Here is a 16,864-nt window from a genome sequence, read left to right as displayed (position 1 = left end):
GTAGGAGATGCACTAATGGTTGCTGGATTGCTCGAGCGCCTTGGCGTTGCCGCCGAGGCTTACACCCAGGGCGACTACCCTGTTCACACGCCGATCGACGGCAGCCAGATCGCCTTGGTGAAATTGCTCGGCAAAGCCGAGACCATCGCCCGCATCGATCAGGCCCAAAGTGCCTTTGAAGCCTGGCGCACTGTGCCGGCCCCGCGCCGTGGCGAACTGGTGCGCCTGTTTGGCGAAGTGCTGCGTGAGCACAAGGCCGACCTGGGCGAGCTGGTGTCGATCGAAGCCGGCAAGATTACCCAGGAAGGCCTGGGCGAAGTGCAGGAAATGATCGACATCTGTGACTTCGCCGTTGGCCTGTCGCGCCAGCTGTACGGCCTGACCATCGCTTCCGAGCGCCCGGGCCACCACATGCGTGAAACCTGGCACCCGCTGGGCGTGGTCGGCGTGATCAGCGCCTTCAACTTCCCGGTTGCAGTCTGGGCCTGGAACACTGCCCTGGCCTTGGTGGCTGGTAACTCGGTGGTGTGGAAGCCGTCTGAAAAGACCCCGCTGACTGCCTTGGCTTGCCAGGCGCTGTTCGAAAAAGCCCTGAAAGCCTTCGGCGACGCCCCGGCTGGCCTGGCACAATTGGTGATCGGCGGCCGTGAAGCTGGCGAAGCCATGGTCGATGACCCGCGCGTACCGCTGGTCAGCGCCACCGGCAGCACCCGCATGGGCCGCGAAGTGGGCCCACGTGTGGCGGCCCGCTTCGGTCGCAGCATCCTCGAACTGGGTGGCAACAACGCCATGATCCTGGCCCCGAGCGCCGACCTGGACCTGGCCGTACGCGGCATCCTGTTCTCCGCCGTCGGCACCGCCGGCCAGCGTTGCACCACCCTGCGTCGCCTGATCGTGCACCGCTCGATCAAGGACGAAGTGGTTGCGCGCGTTAAAGCCGCCTACGGCAAAGTGCGCATCGGTGACCCACGCAAGGACAACCTGGTAGGCCCGCTGATCGACAAGCTGTCGTTCGACGCCATGCAGGGCGCGCTGGCCAAGGCCCGCGACGAAGGTGGCCAGGTGTTTGGTGGCGAGCGTCAGCTGGCCGACCAGTACCCGAACGCTTACTACGTTTCGCCTGCCATTGCCGAAATGCCGGCGCAGAGTGACGTGGTGCGCCACGAAACCTTCGCCCCGATCCTGTATGTGCTGGCCTACGATGACTTCGAAGAGGCCCTGCGCCTGAACAACGAAGTGCCACAAGGCCTGTCGTCGTGCATCTTCACTACCGACATTCGTGAGGCCGAGCGCTTCCAGAGTGCGTCGGGCAGCGACTGCGGTATCGCCAACGTCAACATCGGCACCAGCGGCGCCGAGATCGGCGGTGCGTTTGGTGGCGAGAAGGAAACCGGCGGTGGTCGTGAGTCGGGTTCGGATGCCTGGAAAGGCTACATGCGTCGCCAGACCAACACCGTGAACTACTCGCGCGAGCTGCCGCTGGCGCAGGGTATTGTGTTCGACTGATGGGTTGATGCTGCATGGCCGGGGGCTCAGCCCCCGGTTCGCGGGCAAGCCCGCTCCCACAGGTACCCCACAGATTTCGAAACCTGTGTACCTCCTGTGGGAGCGGGCTTGCCCGCGAATGGGCCCTAACGCGGCCCCAAACAAGAACAAATTGCTGGAGCCGGGCCATGTCCGAACTGCGTCAAGAATGCTTGTGGGAATACGTCAGCAAACCGACCGTCGCCGCCCAGGCCTTGGCCGGCGAGCACAAGGCTGATGTCTGCGTGATCGGCGGCGGCATTACCGGCCTGTCGGCGGCCATCCACCTGCTCGAACAGGGCAAGTCGGTGATCTTGCTGGAGGCCTGGAAGATCGGCCACGGCGGCTCTGGGCGCAATGTCGGCCTGGTCAATGCTGGTACCTGGATCCGCCCCGACGACGTCGAGGCCACCCTCGGCCAGAAGCAGGGCAGCCGCCTGAACAAGGTGCTCGGCGAAGCCCCGGCTGAAGTGTTCGCCATGATCGATCGCCTGGGCATCGACTGCCAGGCTCAGCACAAAGGCACGCTGCACATGGCGCACAACGCCACCGGCATCGCCGACCTCGAAGCCCGCCACGAACAATGGCGCCGCCGTGGTGCTGATGTGGAGCTGCTGACCGGCGCCCAGTGCCAGGAATACTGCGGTACCAACAAGATTTCCGCTGCGCTGCTCGACCGCCGCGCCGGCACCATCAACCCCATGGGTTACACCCAGGGCCTGGCGGCTGCCGTGGCGCGCCTGGGCGGCAAGCTGTTCCAGCAGTCTTCGGTCGAAGGGCTGGAGCGTGATGGCGATGCCTGGCGGGTGAAGACTGCACGCGGCTCGGTGCGCGCCGACAAGGTGGTGATTTCCACCGGCGCCTACACCGAAGGCGACTGGAGCAACCTGCAGAAGCAGTTCTTCCGTGGTTACTACTACCAGGTGGCGTCCAAACCGCTGCAGGGCGCTGCAGCCGACAAGGTATTGCCACACGGCCAAGGCTCGTGGGACACCCGCACCGTGCTCAGCAGCATCCGCCGCGACGACCAGGGCCGCCTGCTGCTTGGCAGCCTGGGGCGGGTCGACAACAAGCCGGCGTGGTTCGTGCGCAGCTGGGCGGACCGTATCCAGAGCCACTACTACCCGGAGCTGGGCAAGGTTGAGTGGGAAATGCACTGGACCGGTTGCATCGACTTCACCCCCGACCACCTGATGCGCCTGTTCGAACCGGCGCCGGGGCTGGTGGCGGTGACCGGGTACAACGGGCGGGGTAATACCACCGGTACCGTGATTGGCCGGGCGTTTGCCGAGTTCCTGCTGAAGGGGGAGGCGGACAGCCTGCCGATTCCGTTCTCGCCGATGAGCGGTGTGAGTGCACCTTCGCTGCGTACCGCGTTCTATGAGTCCGGGTTCTCGCTGTACCACGCGGGGCAATGCTTGAGAGTTGTGCTGTAAGACCTGCACTGCTTTTGTAGGCGCGGCCTTGTGTCGCGAAAGGGGTGCGTAGCGCCCCCAGAATCTCAGCTTCGCCGCATGAACTGCTGGGGCCGCTTTGCGGCCCTTTCGCGACACAAGGCCGCTCTTACACGGACTGCGTCAGGCCGTAAATGACAGGTTTGGGCCAGCACAGGCTTACTTGTGCAACCAGCTAAGGAAGCCGCCTTTCTTGATCAGGGCCGGCTTCTGCAGCAACAACGACTCCCGGCTCTGGCGCCGGAACCGCTGCAACTTGCTCAGCGCCGTCTGCACCTCGCCACGCTGCTGCAAGCAGCTCTTCACCTGTTCCTTGTCGATCCGGTACAGCACGCAACTGGTCAGCGTGCGGAACTCGGCCAGCGAATCCTCTTCATCGATGATGCCTTCGATCCCCAGCACCTCCCCCGGCCCCATGCGCCCGGCTTCGACCCGCTTGTCGCCATCGCGCACCGACGCCGAAACCACCCCGCTGCCAATCACCAGCAAGTGCTCGGAATGCTCGCCAACGCCCAGGATCATCTGGTCCGCCAGGTACTCCACTGCCGTCATACGCTGGCTCAGCGCATCGCGTTCTTCGTTGCTCAGCGAGCGGAACACCCGCACCTCGTCCAGCACCTCACGCTGGCGGCTGCGCGGCGGCAGGGCCAGGTCCACGTTCCACATCACCCCGCTGGCCTCCAGGTGCCGGTGGGCAAGGTCGAACAGCTGATTGCGTGCGTCACCCTTGGTGCCCGCGTCGGCCACGAAACCGCTGGCCTCGTACTCCACGGATTCCAGCGTCGAGGCCTTCACCGTCACTTTCGGCGTTGGGGTCGCAAGAATGGCACTGACGCCCTGCAAGGCTTTTTCCAGTGCATCGAATACCCGCTTGGGCCGCACCTTGGCTGGCACCACAACGCTGATCGACACCCCATGCACGTCGGCCGGGCGGCTGTGGTTTAGCAGCCGGGCCTTGGCCGCCACCGAGTTGGGGATCACCGCCAGGCTGCCGGTGCCCGTCAGCAGGCGTGTGGCGCGCCAGTCGATGTCCAGCACCTTGCCTTCGGTGCCATCGATGGAGATGGAATCGCCAATCTGGTAGGGCCGCGTGGTGTTCAGCACGATGCCGCTGAACACGTCGGCCAGGGTGCTTTGCAGCGCCAGGCCAATGACGATGGCCATCACGCCGGAGGTAGCCAGCAGGCCTTTCACCGGCAGCTGCATCACATAGCCCGCAGCAGCCACCACGGCGGCCAGGAAGATCAACGCCCCCAGCACATCCTGCAGCAACCGCCCGCCATGGCTGCCGCGAGCCACCAGCAGCAGGCCGAACACCACCGTGACCGTGCGTGCGCCAAACAGCCACCAGCCGATAGCCAGTACCGTGGCCATCAGGTTGCGCGAGACATCGTCGGGCCAAGGCGGTGGTTGCAGTGGGCTCATGCCGGCGGCCACCAGCACTGAGCTGAACAACAGGAATATCACCAGTCGCGAGCCGATGCGCCAGGCGTGGCGCTGAACAGGGATTAGCTGCCAGAGCACGAGGTCGAGCAGGATCAGGGTGGTACCGAGCAACAACGGGGACGACTGGATGAACGCCAGCATGGAGGTCTCGGGGGTGAGGGGAGGGCATTGGGTAGTAATAGAGCAGGTAGCCCAGCAAATCCACTGCCATTTTGTCGTTCCTTAAATGGAACGCTAAAGCCAAAAACAGCTATCTACCGCTCCAAAGGTGATGGATTTAATCTTCTCCCATCAACGCGAAACACCCAAATTACTGAAAATCAAAACCCTTAGGAGCTACCCCATGAACAACTTCAAATACAACCGCCTGAACAAAGACGACGCTGCTGTCCTGCTGGTCGACCACCAGGCTGGCCTGCTGTCCCTGGTCCGCGATATCGAGCCGGACGCGTTCAAGAACAACGTGCTGGCCCTGGCTGACCTGGCCAAGTTCTTCAACCTGCCGACCATCCTCACCACCAGCTTCGAGCAAGGCCCCAACGGCCCGCTGGTGCCCGAACTGAAAGCCCTGTTCCCGGATGCGCCGTACATCGCCCGCCCTGGCCAGATCAACGCCTGGGACAACGAAGACTTCGTCAAGGCCGTGAAGGCCACCGGCAAGAAGCAACTGATCATCGCCGGCGTGGTGACTGAAGTGTGCGTAGCCTTCCCGGCCCTGTCGGCCCTGGAAGAAGAGTTCGACGTGTTCGTGGTCACCGATGCCTCCGGCACCTTCAACGCCATGACCCGCGACGCCGCCCATGACCGCATGAGCCAGGCGGGTGCGCAACTGATGACCTGGTTCGGCGTGGCCTGTGAGCTGCACCGCGACTGGCGCAACGACATCGAAGGCTTGGCCGCGCTGTGCTCCAACCACATCCCGGACTACCGCAACCTGATGACCAGCTACAACGCCTTCAACGCCAGCAAGTAAGCCGACCTGCCCCAGGCACCGCCAGTCGGTGCCTGCCAAGGGCAGCACACCCATCCAATCCTCCGCCCGTTCACCGTTGCACAGTGGATGCGGGCAAGCTCATCCCAAGGAACGCCGATGAACACCGCACGCCAAGACAACCGTAACGTGGTGACCCTGGTTATCCAGCACAAGGTTCGCGCCGCCTCGCTGGTGGCTTACGAAGCATGGCTCAAGCGCACGGTCAGCACTGCACGCCGCCAGCCGGGGCACCTGGACGTCAACGTCATCCGCCCCGATGACGGCGGGCTGCACTTCACCACCGTGGTGCGTTTCGCCGACGCCACGCTGCTGCAGGCCTGGGTCAACTCGGGCGAGCGCCAGGCGCTGGTCAATGAGGTGCTGCCGCTGCTTGAAGGCGGTGACCACACCCAGGTGCACGATGATCCGGAGTTCTGGTTTACCCCGCCGAGCACCACGGCGGCGCAACCGCCGCGCTGGAAGCAGGCGCTGCTGACCTACCTGGTGATCTGCCCGATGACCATGATCATTCCGCAACTGCTGACGCCGCTGTTCGCACGCTTTCCGCAGTTGGGCGGCCCGATCACCGGCAACCTGGTGGTCAACCTGTTCGTCATCCTGCCCGTGGTGTTCTACATCATGCCTTGGGTAACCCGCCGCTGCGCCAACTGGCTGCGCGGCTGAGCAACGCCTTCACCTCGACACTTTCAAGGAGATACCGACATGAGCACGTTCGTTACCCGCGATGGCACTTCGATTTACTTCAAGGACTGGGGCAGTGGCAAGCCTGTGCTGTTCAGCCACGGCTGGCCGCTGGATGCCGACATGTGGGATTCGCAGATGGAGTTCCTGGCCAGCCGCGGTTACCGCGCCATCGCCTTCGATCGCCGGGGCTTCGGCCGTTCGAGCCAGCCGTGGAACGGTTACGACTACGACACCTTTGCCGATGACATTGCCCAGCTGATCGAACACCTCGACCTGCGCGACGTCACCTTGGTGGGCTTCTCGATGGGTGGTGGTGATGTCAGCCGCTACATCGCCCGCCACGGCAGCGAGCGGGTGGCCGGGCTGGTGTTGCTGGGGGCTGTGACGCCAGTATTCGGCAAGCGCGACGACAACCCTGAGGGTGTCGACCTGTCGGTGTTCGAGGGTATCCGTGCCGGCCTGCGTGCCGACCGCGCCCAGTTCATCGCTGACTTTGCCACGCCGTTCTATGGCCTGAACCATGGGCAGCAGGTGTCCCAGGGCGTGCAAACGCAAACCCTGAACATCGCGCTGATGGCCTCGATCAAGGGCACCCTGGATTGCGTGACGGCGTTCTCCGAAACCGACTTCCGCCCGGACATGGCCAAGGTCGATGTGCCGACGCTGGTGATTCATGGTGACGACGACCAGATCGTGCCGTTCGAAACCACCGGCAAGCAGGCGGCAGAGCTGATTCGCGGGGCTGAGCTGAAGGTGTATGCCGGTGCGCCGCACGGGTTTGCGGTGACCCATGCACAGCAGCTGAATGAGGATTTGCTGGCGTTCCTCCAGCAGTAACTGTGGGAGGCATTCGCGGCGGTGCGGCGACCCGACGAGCCCGCGAAGTGGCCAGCCCAGGCAGCACAACGGTTGATCAGGGCTAACCTTCTTCAACCCACCGCACATCCATCCAAGCCCTGACCTTGCATCAACCGGCATGCTTCGCAGTCGCCCCTGCCGGCCCCAGTCGGAGAAGCCCATGTCCCAGGACCGCAACGACAAGACCCGTCGCCAGTTCCTCGCCACCAGCACCGTGCTCGGTGCCGCCGGCGCGCTCTGGTCCGCATTGCCCTTCACCGGCCAAGCCGGTTCCGCTCACGCAACCACCCAAGGAGGTTCCATGACCGCCGACCTGATTCTGTTCAACGGCAAACTGCACACCGTTGACCGCGAAAAGCCCACCGCGACCGCCGTCGCCATCAAGGACGGTCGCTTCGTCGCCGTGGGCAACGACGCCGAGGCCATGGCCCACAAGGGCGCCACCACGCAGATCATCGACCTCAAGCAGCGCACGGTGATCCCGGGCCTGAACGACTCGCACCTGCACCTGATCCGCGGTGGCCTGAACTACAACCTGGAGCTGCGCTGGGAAGGTGTGCCGTCGGTGGCCGATGCCCTGCGCATGCTCAAGGACCAGGCAGCGCGCACGCCAACCCCGCAGTGGGTGCGCGTGGTGGGTGGCTGGAACGAGTTCCAGTTCGCCGAAAAGCGCATGCCGACCCTGGAAGAAATCAACCAGGCTGCACCCGATACCCCGGTGTTCCTGCTGCACCTCTACGACCGTGCATTGCTCAACCGCGCCGCGCTCAAGGCTGTCGGCTACGACAAGAGCACCCCGAACCCACCAGGTGGCGAGATCCAGCGTGACAAGTTCGGCAACCCGACCGGCATGTTGATCGCCCGCCCCAACGCGATGATCCTCTACGCCACCCTGGCCAAAGGGCCGAAGTTGCCGCTGGAATACCAGGTCAACTCCACCCGCCAGTTCATGCGTGAACTCAACCGCCTCGGCCTGACCAGTGCCATCGACGCCGGCGGCGGCTACCAGAACTTCCCCGACGACTACTCGGTGATCCAGGAGCTGGCCGACAACAACCAGCTGACCGTGCGTATCGCCTACAACCTGTTCACCCAGAAACCCAAGGAAGAGCTGGACGACTTCAAGAAGTGGACTTCCAGCGTCAAGCTGCACAGCGGCACCGACTTCCTGCGCCATAACGGCGCCGGCGAAATGCTGGTGTTCTCTGCCGCCGACTTCGAGGACTTCCTCGAACCGCGCCCGGACCTGCCGCAGACCATGGAAGAAGAACTGGAGCCGGTGGTGCGCCACCTGGTCGAGCAACGCTGGCCGTTCCGCCTGCACGCCACCTACAACGAATCGATCACGCGCATGCTCGACGTGTTCGAGAAGGTCAACCGCGACATCCCGTTCAACGGCCTGCCATGGTTCTTCGACCACGCCGAAACCATCACCCCGCAGAACATCGAGCGCGTGCGCGCCTTGGGCGGTGGTATCGCCGTCCAGGACCGCATGGCCTTCCAGGGTGAGTATTTCGTCGACCGCTACGGCGCCAAGGCTGCCGAGCAGACCCCGCCCATCAAGCGCATGCTCGACATGGGTGTGCCGGTCGGTGCCGGTACTGACGCCACCCGCGTGTCCAGCTACAACCCGTGGACCTCGCTGTACTGGCTGGTCAGCGGCAAGACCGTTGGCGGCATGGAGCTTTACCCGGAAGGCCTGAGCCGCGACACCGCGCTGCAACTGTTCACCCAGGGCAGCGCCTGGTTCTCCAGCGAGCAGGGCAAGAAAGGCCAGATCAAGGTGGGGCAGCTGGCTGACCTGGCGGCGTTGTCGCTGGACTTCTTCAGCGTTGATGAAGAGGCGATCAAGGGTATCGAGTCGGTACTGACGATTGTCGATGGCAAGGTTGTGTACGCTGCCGGCGAATTTGACCGCCTTGGCCCACCGCAGGTGCCAGTGCTGCCAGAGTGGTCGCCAGTAGCCAAGGTGCCGGGGCACTGGCGCGTGGGTACGCCGTCGCTGGCGGCAGCCGTGCATCAGTGCTCGGGGCCGTGCGGGGTACATGCGCACAGTCATGACAAAGCGCGTAAATCGAGTGTGCCGGTCAATGACTTCCAGGGCTTCTGGGGGGCGCTGGGTTGCTCGTGCTTTGCTTTCTAAGCTGAGCTGATGTGAAGAAGGGGCCAGTTTCTGGCCCCTTTTTTTATTCCTTCAGTACTGGCCTCTTCGCGGGCAAGCCCGCTCCCACCTGTACTGCACCGTCCTCAGGACCTGCGCGGTCCCTGTGGGAGCGGGCTTGCCCGCGAAGAGGCCGTAAAAACCAGCATCAGTGGTGAGCCTTGTGCTCCCCGCCTGCCAGCAGATGCCGAATCCTTACTTCAACGCCCTCCGTTTGCAGCATCCGCACCCGCGCCTCGATCTTCAGCTCACCCCGGGTCACCCGATGGTGATGCCTCAAGTGCTCCAGCCACGATTCCTCGAAGAAGAATTCCAGCCAAAGCGCCGGGTCAGCACTGTCGCGCATCAACCCCCAGGACAACGCCCCATTGCGCTTGCGCATCGCCTCCAGCTCCCACGCGGCCTGCTGGAACGCCTCGGCCTTGGCCGGCGAGATGTGGTACTCCACGGTAACCATCACCGGCCCGCTGTCCTTGTCCGTGTCATCGCTCAGTACCGGCACCGGCCAGTGCATCGACGGTGTCAGCTCTTCGGCTTCGGTTTCCGGCAGGGTCACCTTGCAGGTCAGCAACGTACCCAGCGCCAGGCCACCTGCAGCCAGCAGCAGGCTCAGGGTGATCGATGCATGGCTGGCCAGCGTGCCCCACAGCAATCCGCCACAAGCCATGGCGCCGAAGAAGATCAGGATGTACACCGACAGTGCCCGCGCCCTTACCCAGGCCGGCACCGAGGTTTGCGCTGCCACTTGCAGGTTGGACAGCACCGCGATCCACGCCGCACCGCTGAGCAGCATCGCCGGCAGCAGCACATAAAAGTTGCGCACCAGCGCCAAGGCCAGCAGGAACAGGGCATACAGCAGGCTGGCGAGCAGCACCAGGCGATCGCGGCTGATGCGTTCGCGCAGGCGCGGCAGCAGGGTGGCACCGGCCACGGCGCCAATGCCGATGGCCGCCAGCAGCAAGCCGAAATCGGCGGCCGTACCGTGCATCTCGCCACGCACGATCAACGGCAGCAGCGAGGTGCCAGCGCTGGCACAGAAGAAAAACGCCACGGCCCGCCACAGCACGGCCTGCAAGGGTTTGGCACTGCGTGCGAAACGCAGGCCGGTGCGCATGGCGCCCACGAAGCGCTCGGCAGGTAGCAGCGGTTCCGTCACCTCGCGCTTCCACAAGAACAACACCAGGATCACCCCGGCGAACGAAATGGCATTCAGTGCGAAGGTCAGCCATGGGCCGACCATGCTCACCACCACGCCAGCCAGGGCCGGGCCGATGGCGCGGGACACGTTGATACCGACACTGGAGATGGCCACCGCGTTGGCCAGGTCTTGCTTACCCACCAGCTCCGGTGTCAGTGCGCTCCATGCCGGCATCATCAACGCCGTGCCGATACCCAGCGCCAGGGTCAGCACCAGCAGCAAGGTGACGTTCATCAACCCAAGCAGGGTCAGGGCTGCGAGCACCACGGCCACGGCAGACATCCACACCTGGACCAGCAACAGGTAGCGGCGTTTGTCGACGATATCCGCCGCCGCGCCTGCAGGCAGGGCCAGGAAGAACATCGGCAGCGAGCCGGCCACCTGGATCAACGCCACATGCAGCGGGCTGGCCGACAGTGTGGTCATCAACCAGCCGGCGCCCACTTCGTGCATCCAGGTGCCGATGTTGGAGGCGATGGTGGCGATCCACAGCATGCGGAAAGTGGTGTTGCGCAACGGGCTCCAGGCGCCAGAAGGGGACGTGCTCATGTCAGAAGCTGCCTTTGAGTGGGTACTCGATGATCAGGTAGACGCGGTCGATGTCATCGCCCGCCTGGGCCTGGTTGGCGCGGTGGCTGACGTGGGAGAACGACAGGCTCAGGTCCTTGGCGGCGCCCGACTGCACCACATATTTCAGGTCGATGTCGCGCTCCCAGTGCTTGCCGCCCTGGCCGTACTGGTTCACATAGGCCCCGCCCGCGGGGGCATGGCTGCCGTCGATGCCACGGCCGCTGACGTAGCGGCCCATCAGGCTCAGGCCAGGGAAGCCGAAGGTGGCGAAGTTGAGGTCGTAGCGCAGTTGCCACGAACGCTCGCCCGGGCCGTTGAAGTCGGCGTACTTGATCGAGTTGGCCAGGTAGATGGAATCACCTCCGACGAAGTCGAACGGGGTGCCGCCCTCGACCTTCTGGTAGGCCAGGCTCAGCGCCTGCGCGCTGAAGCTGTACTTGGCCAGCAGGCTGTAGGCGAGGGTGTCGATTGCCCCGGCACTGGCGTTGCCGGTGTCGCGGGTCTTGTACAGGTTGCCGTCCAGGCGCCAGTTGCCCTCGGCCAGGTTCAGGTTGAGGTAGGCCTGGCGCCAGGTGTCTTGCAGTTGCCCGGCGTACAGCGCGCCGCCGAACGGGCCCTCAGGCGCGAAGGTGGCGCCGGCCAGGCTGATGGCGCGGTTGTGGGTGGTGGCACCGTAGCCGCCGAAGTCGTCGTGGGTGGAGCTGTTGTCCTGGTTGTTGAAGGCGGTGAAACGCCCGGCCTGCAGGTGCCAGTCGGGCAGGTCGGTGTTCTCCACGAACCAGCCGGTGGCGTATTCCGGGTGCAGGCGTTTGTCGCCGGTGTCGAACACCGGGGTTTCCACGTTCATTTCGCCGTAGCGCAATTGTGTGTTGCCCAGGCGCAGCTTGAGCGCGGCGCCGGCACTGGCGTAGTCGGATTCGGCACGGCCATCGCTGTCGCGTGGCAGCAGGCCGGTGCCGGCATGGCCGCGGCCGCCGTCGAGCTTCAGGCCAAGAAAGCCGTGGGCGTCGAGGCCCACGCCAACCGTGCCTTCAGTGAAGCCCGAGCGGACCTCGCCGATGAAACCCTGTGCCCATTCCTGGCGGTAGTTCTGGCCGCTGCCGGACGGCGAGCGGAAGTCGCTGTGCAGGAAATAGTTACGGCTTAGCAGCGACCAGCCGGGTTCGTCGGCCTGGCTGAGTGCGGGGCAGAGGGCGAGGGTGGCGAGCAGGGCGCGGCCTGGTCCGTGTGTGGCGCGGATCATGGGGAGCTCCGGGGGATGATCCGGGACTGTGGAGCAAGGATAGGCCAGGGGTCTTGTAAGGGTGTGCTGGGATCTGTTTTAGCCTGTTCAGGCCTCTTCGCGGGTGAACCCGCTCCCACAGGTCCTGCACAGTCTCAGAATCTGCGCGATCCCTGTGGGAGCGGGTTTACCCGCGAAGAGGCCAGTACAGCCAGCCCAGCACTCAAGCCATATCGCTAATGGCGAATTCTTCAGCCAGATGATCGATCAGCGCCCGCACCGAAGGCAGCAACCCGCGTCGCGACGGGAAGATCGCATGCACGATGCCGCAACGCGGGTGCCACTCAGGCAGCAATTCCACCAAGCGCCCCGAAGCCAGGTCCTCGCGCACCGCCACCCGCGGCAAGTGCGCAATCCCCACCCCGGCCACCACGAAGTGGCGCAGGGCAAACAGGTCGTCGGTCACCATGCGCGGTGTATGCGGGATGACGATGCTGCGGCGGCTGTCCTCGCCCTGGAACAGCTCCCACTGATACTCACGTTGTGCGCTACCCCAATGCAGGCTCGGCAGCGTGCCGAGCAGCTGCGGATCGAAGCCCTTGGGCAGTTGCTCCAGGTACTGCGGCTGGCCCACCAGGCACTGGGTACTGTTGCTCAGCACTTTCATCACCATGTCGGTGTTTTCCAGCGGCGGAAAGCGCACCCGCAGCGCAATGTCGAAGCCCTCGTGCAGCAGATCGACGCGGCGGTTGGTACTTTCGATGAACAGCTCCACCTGCGGGTACTTGAGCATGTAGCGGGTCAGCATCGGCCCGACCCAGGAGTTGAGCAGGGTGGTGGGGCAGCTGATGCGCACCAGCCCGCGCGGCTCGCTGCGGTTGCGCTCGATGATCTCCGCCGCGCCCTCGGCCTCCACGCGCATGGCCAGGCAGCGGTTGTAGTAGGCCTGACCGATCTCGGTCAGCGAACAGTGCCGGCTGGTGCGGTGCAGCAGGCGCACGCCCAGGCGGTCCTCAAGGTCGGCGATGCGCCGGCTGAGCTTCGACTTGGGCATGTCCAGCGCTCGGCCTGCCGGGGCGAAACCACCGTGCTCTACAACTTGGGTGAAGTAATAGAGGGAGTTGAGGTCTTCCAATGATCGTTCTCCAAACGGAACGCTAAGGGCGATTTTCGCAGTCTAGTGCAGCAAAGGTGATGATTTTAATCTGTGCCCATCAACGCGAAACACCCCGAATAGCTGAAGAATTCATAAACCTTAGGAGCACAGACCATGAGCAAATTCACCTACAACCGCCTGAACAAAGACGACGCCGCTGTCCTGCTGGTCGACCACCAGGCTGGCCTGCTGTCGCTGGTGCGTGACATCGAACCGGACAAGTTCAAGAACAACGTACTGGCCCTGGCCGACCTGGCCAAGTTCTTCAACCTGCCGACCATCCTCACCACCAGCTTCGAGCAAGGCCCCAATGGCCCGCTGGTGCCAGAGCTGAAAGCGCTGTTCCCGGATGCCCCGTACATCGCCCGCCCAGGCCAGATCAACGCCTGGGACAACGAAGACTTCGTCAAGGCGGTGAAGGCCACTGGCAAGAAGCAACTGATCATTGCCGGTGTGGTGACTGAGGTCTGCGTAGCCTTCCCGGCGCTGGCGGCCTTGGAAGAAGAGTTCGATGTGTTTGTGGTGACCGATGCTTCCGGCACTTTCAACGAAATGACCCGTGATGCTGCCCATGACCGCATGAGCCGGGCGGGTGCCCAGCTGATGACCTGGTTCGGCGTGGCGTGCGAGCTGCACCGTGATTGGCGCAACGATATCGAAGGGCTGGCGGCGTTGTGCTCCAACCACATTCCGGATTATCGGAACCTGATGACCAGCTACAACGCGTTGACTGCGGGTAAGTAATCAATCAGTAGCAGTACGCACAAAGGCCGGCTCCCTCTGTAGGGCGCCGGCCTTTTCTGTGGCGGGTACAGACATCCCCATCAGCACGGCCCCCGTGGAAGCCATGGGCTGTAACCCTTTTTGGGAAGTCTCCTACATGAAGGTGCGGACGGCATAACTGCGCCAAATAGGCAGGCCAAGCGCAAACTGAGCACCCGGAAATTCTTCAGGAGTGTCTCCATGTGCCACGCCAATGCTAGCTTGAAAGGTGTAAGGCATGACCTTACACTCAATCTTCAATGATCAGAAGTTTCAGGCACAAAGGCCTGAGGCTGCTCCATCAACAGCGTGACTCGTCTGGCGTGCGTGCAGACCATGTTAATCGCTTGCGACGTTTACTGGCTTCCCTTGAGGTCGCACAAACGGCAGCAGACATGAGCCGTCCCGGCTACCGTCTTCATCCTCTGCATGGAAAGCTGGAAAGCTTTTGGGCAGTGAATGTCTCGGGTAACTGGCGCCTGGTGTTTCGCTTCGTTGGTACCGATGTGGAGCTTGTTGACTATCTGGATTACCACTAGGAGGCTTCAGTCATGCCTATGTTTGATCCTCCCCATCCCGGGGAGTCCTTGCGAGAGGATGTGTTGCCCGCAATTGGAATGAACGTCTCTGAATTAGCTCGCCACCTTGGCTATTCACGGGGGCAGTTATCCACTGTGCTCAATGGGCGCGCCGCTATTTCAGCCGATCTCGCTTATCGACTTGAGCTGGCTGGCCTCGGTCCTGCCCGGCAGTTCCTTGCCGAACAGGCAGCCTACGACCTTTGGCAAGCCGCCCACCGTGAGCATCCTAAGATAGAGCGATTGGTATTCGCCTGATTAATCAATCCGCATCCGAATCAAACAACCGCTCCAGCTCCACCCGCGCTTCCTTGGCTGTCTGCATCACCTTGGCCCGGTCATCGCGCACCTGCCCCTGGGCCACCAGCACCTCTTCGTCATGCTGGGTAAACCGCGCAATCCGGTCCGCTGCCTGTTCATCGCTCAAGCCCAACCCCACCAGCGCCCGGCGGGTCATCTCCAGGCTGGAGTAGAACGTCTCGCGAATCGGCTCGGCACCCACATCCACCAACTTGTGCACATGCTGGCGGTTACGTGCCCGGGCCAGCACCTTCAGGTGTGGGTACAGGCGTTTCACCCGTTCAGCGGTATGAATGGCAGCTTCCGGGTCATCGATGGTGATGATGAAATACTCCGCTTCACCCACCTTGGCGGCGTGCAGCACCTCGGGTCGTAGCGGGTCGCCGTAGAACACCGGCACCTGTTCGAACATGCGGGTCATCTCGATGGTGTCCACCGAGGTTTCCAGGGCAATGAACGGGATCTTCTGTGCCCGCAGGATGCGCGCGACGATCTGTCCCATGCGGCCCATGCCGACGATCACTGCCCGGGGCGCATCTGTCTGGATCTGCTTGTACTGCTCAGGCACTTCCCGAGCAGGCTGCGGGCGCTTGAGGGCGCGGGCGCAGCCCAGCATCAGCAGCGGGGTGATGGCCATCGACAGGGTGATGGTCAGCAGCAGCAGGTCGTAGGTCTGGGTGTCGAACAGCCCTTGGTCCTTGCCCAGCTTGAACACCACGAAGGCGAACTCACCACCGGCTGCCAGTACCATGCCCAGGCGCAGGGCGCTGGCGCTGTTCAGGCCACCGGCGAGGCGGCCGACGCCAATCAGCAGCACCAGCTTCACTGCCACCAGCAGCAGGGTCAGGCCCAGCACCACCAGCGGCATGTCCAGCAGCAGGCGCAAGTTGGCACCCATGCCGACGCTGATGAAGAACAACCCCAGCAGCAGGCCCTTGAACGGTTCGATCTGCGACTCCAGCTCGTGGCGGTATTCCGAATCGGCCAGCAGCAGGCCGGCGAGGAAGGCGCCAAGGGCCATGGAAATACCGGCTTCCTCCATCAGCCAGGCGGTGCCGATCACGACCAGCAATGCGGTGGCGGTGGACACTTCCGGCAGGCCGGTGCGGGCCACAGTGCGGAACACCGGGCGCAGCAGGTAGCGGCCACCGATGATGACCACGGCGATGCTGGCAAACACCTTCAGCCCATGTTGCAGGCTGTCGCCATGGCTGGTGTCCGGACCACTGGCGGCCAGCAACGGGACCAGGGCGATCAGCGGGATGGCGGCGATGTCCTGAAACAGCAGGATGGCGAAGGCCAGGCGGCCGTGCGGGGCGTTCAGCTGCTTGCTCTCGGCCAGGCTCTGCAGGCCAAGGGCGGTGGACGAGAGCGCCAGGCCCAGGCCGAGCACGATGGCCGCTGGCAGCGTCTGGCTGAAGCCGAACAGGGCGATGGCGCCGATCAGCGCGCCGGTCAGCAGCACCTGGGCGGTGCCGACGCCGAACACCGATTTGCGCATCAGCCACAGGCGCTTGGGCGATAGCTCCAGGCCGATGATGAACAGCAGAAGCACCACGCCCAGCTCGGAAATGTGCGCCACGCTTTCGGTGTCGCGGATCAGGCCCAGTGCCTGCGGGCCGATGATGACGCCGGCGAGCAGGTAGCCAAGTACGGCGCCTAGCTGCAGGCGTTTGGCCAAGGGGACGGCGAGGACTGCGGCGAGCAGGAAGATGACGGCGGTTTGCAGCGGGCTGCCTTCGTGTGGCATTGGCTCGTACTCCATGAGCTGCCGGGGCAGCGTTTGAACAGTTTGGCCGACAATTCTGGGGAATGAGGGGTTGGTAGACAATCTGCTTTCAGGGAGAAAGATTGTCCCGAAAAATGAGACAACCTGTACTGGCCTCTTCGCGGGCAAGCCCGCTTGTATGGTTAGACTTGAAGGGGTGGTGGGACTAAATGCCCGATTCTGACTGTT

The 16,864-nt window shown here is 63.6% G+C and carries 14 protein-coding genes; 9 read left to right on the top strand and 5 right to left on the bottom strand.

The genetic code is table 11. The features are described from left to right. The first annotated feature begins 15 nt into the window (after positions 1-15). Positions 16-1,506, top strand: a complete 1,491-nt coding sequence (amaB, locus tag QQL85_RS25765) for an L-piperidine-6-carboxylate dehydrogenase (RefSeq protein ID WP_284357239.1) — start codon at positions 16-18, stop codon at positions 1,504-1,506. Positions 1,507-1,673: 167 nt separating this feature from the next. Continuing rightward, on the top strand, positions 1,674-2,960 hold the full coding sequence (gene amaA / locus QQL85_RS25760) for an L-pipecolate oxidase (RefSeq protein ID WP_284357240.1): 1,287 nt from the start codon (positions 1,674-1,676) through the stop codon (positions 2,958-2,960). A 177-nt stretch (positions 2,961-3,137) separates the two neighbouring features. On the opposite strand, the gene QQL85_RS25755 is transcribed toward amaA, so the two are convergent. Further along, entirely contained in the window at positions 3,138-4,565 is a 1,428-nt protein-coding gene (locus QQL85_RS25755) for a mechanosensitive ion channel family protein (protein ID WP_284357241.1), read from the bottom strand. A 202-nt stretch (positions 4,566-4,767) separates the two neighbouring features. Here QQL85_RS25755 and ycaC (QQL85_RS25750) point away from each other — a divergent pair, with 202 nt between their 5' ends. The 4 genes from ycaC (QQL85_RS25750) (at position 4,768) to QQL85_RS25735 (ending at position 9,103) form a co-directional block, all read left to right on the top strand. Next, complete coding sequence (gene ycaC / locus QQL85_RS25750; protein WP_284357242.1) at positions 4,768-5,397, top strand: isochorismate family cysteine hydrolase YcaC; 630 nt, start codon at positions 4,768-4,770, stop codon at positions 5,395-5,397. 117 nt (positions 5,398-5,514) lie between these two features. Beyond that, a complete protein-coding gene (locus QQL85_RS25745) occupies positions 5,515-6,081 on the top strand; it encodes an antibiotic biosynthesis monooxygenase (protein ID WP_284357243.1) in 567 nt (188 codons plus the stop codon). Between the two features lie 39 nt (positions 6,082-6,120). Then, on the top strand, positions 6,121-6,939 hold the full coding sequence (locus tag QQL85_RS25740) for an alpha/beta fold hydrolase (protein ID WP_063424085.1): 819 nt from the start codon (positions 6,121-6,123) through the stop codon (positions 6,937-6,939). Between the two features lie 322 nt (positions 6,940-7,261). Continuing rightward, positions 7,262-9,103, top strand: coding sequence for an amidohydrolase (locus tag QQL85_RS25735; RefSeq protein ID WP_284357251.1), 1,842 nt, complete (start codon positions 7,262-7,264; stop codon positions 9,101-9,103). 166 nt (positions 9,104-9,269) lie between these two features. Here QQL85_RS25735 and QQL85_RS25730 read toward each other — a convergent pair whose 3' ends face one another. The 3 genes from QQL85_RS25730 to QQL85_RS25720 all read right to left on the bottom strand — a co-directional run bounded on the left by QQL85_RS25730 (position 9,270) and on the right by QQL85_RS25720 (position 13,246). Next, positions 9,270-10,868, bottom strand: coding sequence for an MFS transporter (locus QQL85_RS25730; protein ID WP_284357244.1), 1,599 nt, complete (start codon positions 10,866-10,868; stop codon positions 9,270-9,272). 1 nt (position 10,869) lies between these two features. Continuing rightward, positions 10,870-12,132, bottom strand: a complete 1,263-nt coding sequence (locus tag QQL85_RS25725; RefSeq protein ID WP_284357245.1) for an OprD family porin — start codon at positions 12,130-12,132, stop codon at positions 10,870-10,872. A 202-nt stretch (positions 12,133-12,334) separates the two neighbouring features. After that, complete coding sequence (locus tag QQL85_RS25720; RefSeq protein ID WP_284357246.1) at positions 12,335-13,246, bottom strand: LysR substrate-binding domain-containing protein; 912 nt, start codon at positions 13,244-13,246, stop codon at positions 12,335-12,337. 135 nt (positions 13,247-13,381) lie between these two features. Here QQL85_RS25720 and ycaC (QQL85_RS25715) point away from each other — a divergent pair, with 135 nt between their 5' ends. The 3 genes from ycaC (QQL85_RS25715) to QQL85_RS25705 all read left to right on the top strand — a co-directional run bounded on the left by ycaC (QQL85_RS25715) (position 13,382) and on the right by QQL85_RS25705 (position 14,865). Beyond that, complete coding sequence (ycaC, locus tag QQL85_RS25715; RefSeq protein WP_019096456.1) at positions 13,382-14,011, top strand: isochorismate family cysteine hydrolase YcaC; 630 nt, start codon at positions 13,382-13,384, stop codon at positions 14,009-14,011. Between the two features lie 278 nt (positions 14,012-14,289). After that, complete coding sequence (locus QQL85_RS25710) at positions 14,290-14,568, top strand: type II toxin-antitoxin system RelE/ParE family toxin (protein ID WP_284357247.1); 279 nt, start codon at positions 14,290-14,292, stop codon at positions 14,566-14,568. A gap of 12 nt (positions 14,569-14,580) precedes the next feature. Further along, entirely contained in the window at positions 14,581-14,865 is a 285-nt protein-coding gene (locus QQL85_RS25705) for a HigA family addiction module antitoxin (protein WP_284357248.1), read from the top strand. A 4-nt stretch (positions 14,866-14,869) separates the two neighbouring features. Here QQL85_RS25705 and QQL85_RS25700 read toward each other — a convergent pair whose 3' ends face one another. Further along, positions 14,870-16,657, bottom strand: a complete 1,788-nt coding sequence (locus tag QQL85_RS25700) for a monovalent cation:proton antiporter-2 (CPA2) family protein (RefSeq protein ID WP_284357249.1) — start codon at positions 16,655-16,657, stop codon at positions 14,870-14,872. Positions 16,658-16,864: the final 207 nt, after the last annotated feature.

It is taken from the genome of Pseudomonas putida (assembly GCF_030159595.1).
Lineage (GTDB): Bacteria > Pseudomonadota > Gammaproteobacteria > Pseudomonadales > Pseudomonadaceae > Aquipseudomonas > Aquipseudomonas putida_AC.
This window is presented reverse-complemented; position numbering and strand designations above follow the sequence as displayed.

Coding starts and splice junctions, on each gene's coding strand:
- amaB (WP_284357239.1), top strand. CDS start 16: ATGGTTGCTGGATTGCTCGAGCGCCTTGGCGTTGCCGCCGAGGCTTAC.
- amaA (WP_284357240.1), top strand. CDS start 1,674: ATGTCCGAACTGCGTCAAGAATGCTTGTGGGAATACGTCAGCAAACCG.
- QQL85_RS25755 (WP_284357241.1), bottom strand. CDS start 4,565: ATGCTGGCGTTCATCCAGTCGTCCCCGTTGTTGCTCGGTACCACCCTG.
- ycaC (WP_284357242.1), top strand. CDS start 4,768: ATGAACAACTTCAAATACAACCGCCTGAACAAAGACGACGCTGCTGTC.
- QQL85_RS25745 (WP_284357243.1), top strand. CDS start 5,515: ATGAACACCGCACGCCAAGACAACCGTAACGTGGTGACCCTGGTTATC.
- QQL85_RS25740 (WP_063424085.1), top strand. CDS start 6,121: ATGAGCACGTTCGTTACCCGCGATGGCACTTCGATTTACTTCAAGGAC.
- QQL85_RS25735 (WP_284357251.1), top strand. CDS start 7,262: ATGACCGCCGACCTGATTCTGTTCAACGGCAAACTGCACACCGTTGAC.
- QQL85_RS25730 (WP_284357244.1), bottom strand. CDS start 10,868: ATGAGCACGTCCCCTTCTGGCGCCTGGAGCCCGTTGCGCAACACCACT.
- QQL85_RS25725 (WP_284357245.1), bottom strand. CDS start 12,132: ATGATCCGCGCCACACACGGACCAGGCCGCGCCCTGCTCGCCACCCTC.
- ycaC (WP_019096456.1), top strand. CDS start 13,382: ATGAGCAAATTCACCTACAACCGCCTGAACAAAGACGACGCCGCTGTC.
- QQL85_RS25710 (WP_284357247.1), top strand. CDS start 14,290: ATGATCAGAAGTTTCAGGCACAAAGGCCTGAGGCTGCTCCATCAACAG.
- QQL85_RS25705 (WP_284357248.1), top strand. CDS start 14,581: ATGCCTATGTTTGATCCTCCCCATCCCGGGGAGTCCTTGCGAGAGGAT.
- QQL85_RS25700 (WP_284357249.1), bottom strand. CDS start 16,657: ATGCCACACGAAGGCAGCCCGCTGCAAACCGCCGTCATCTTCCTGCTC.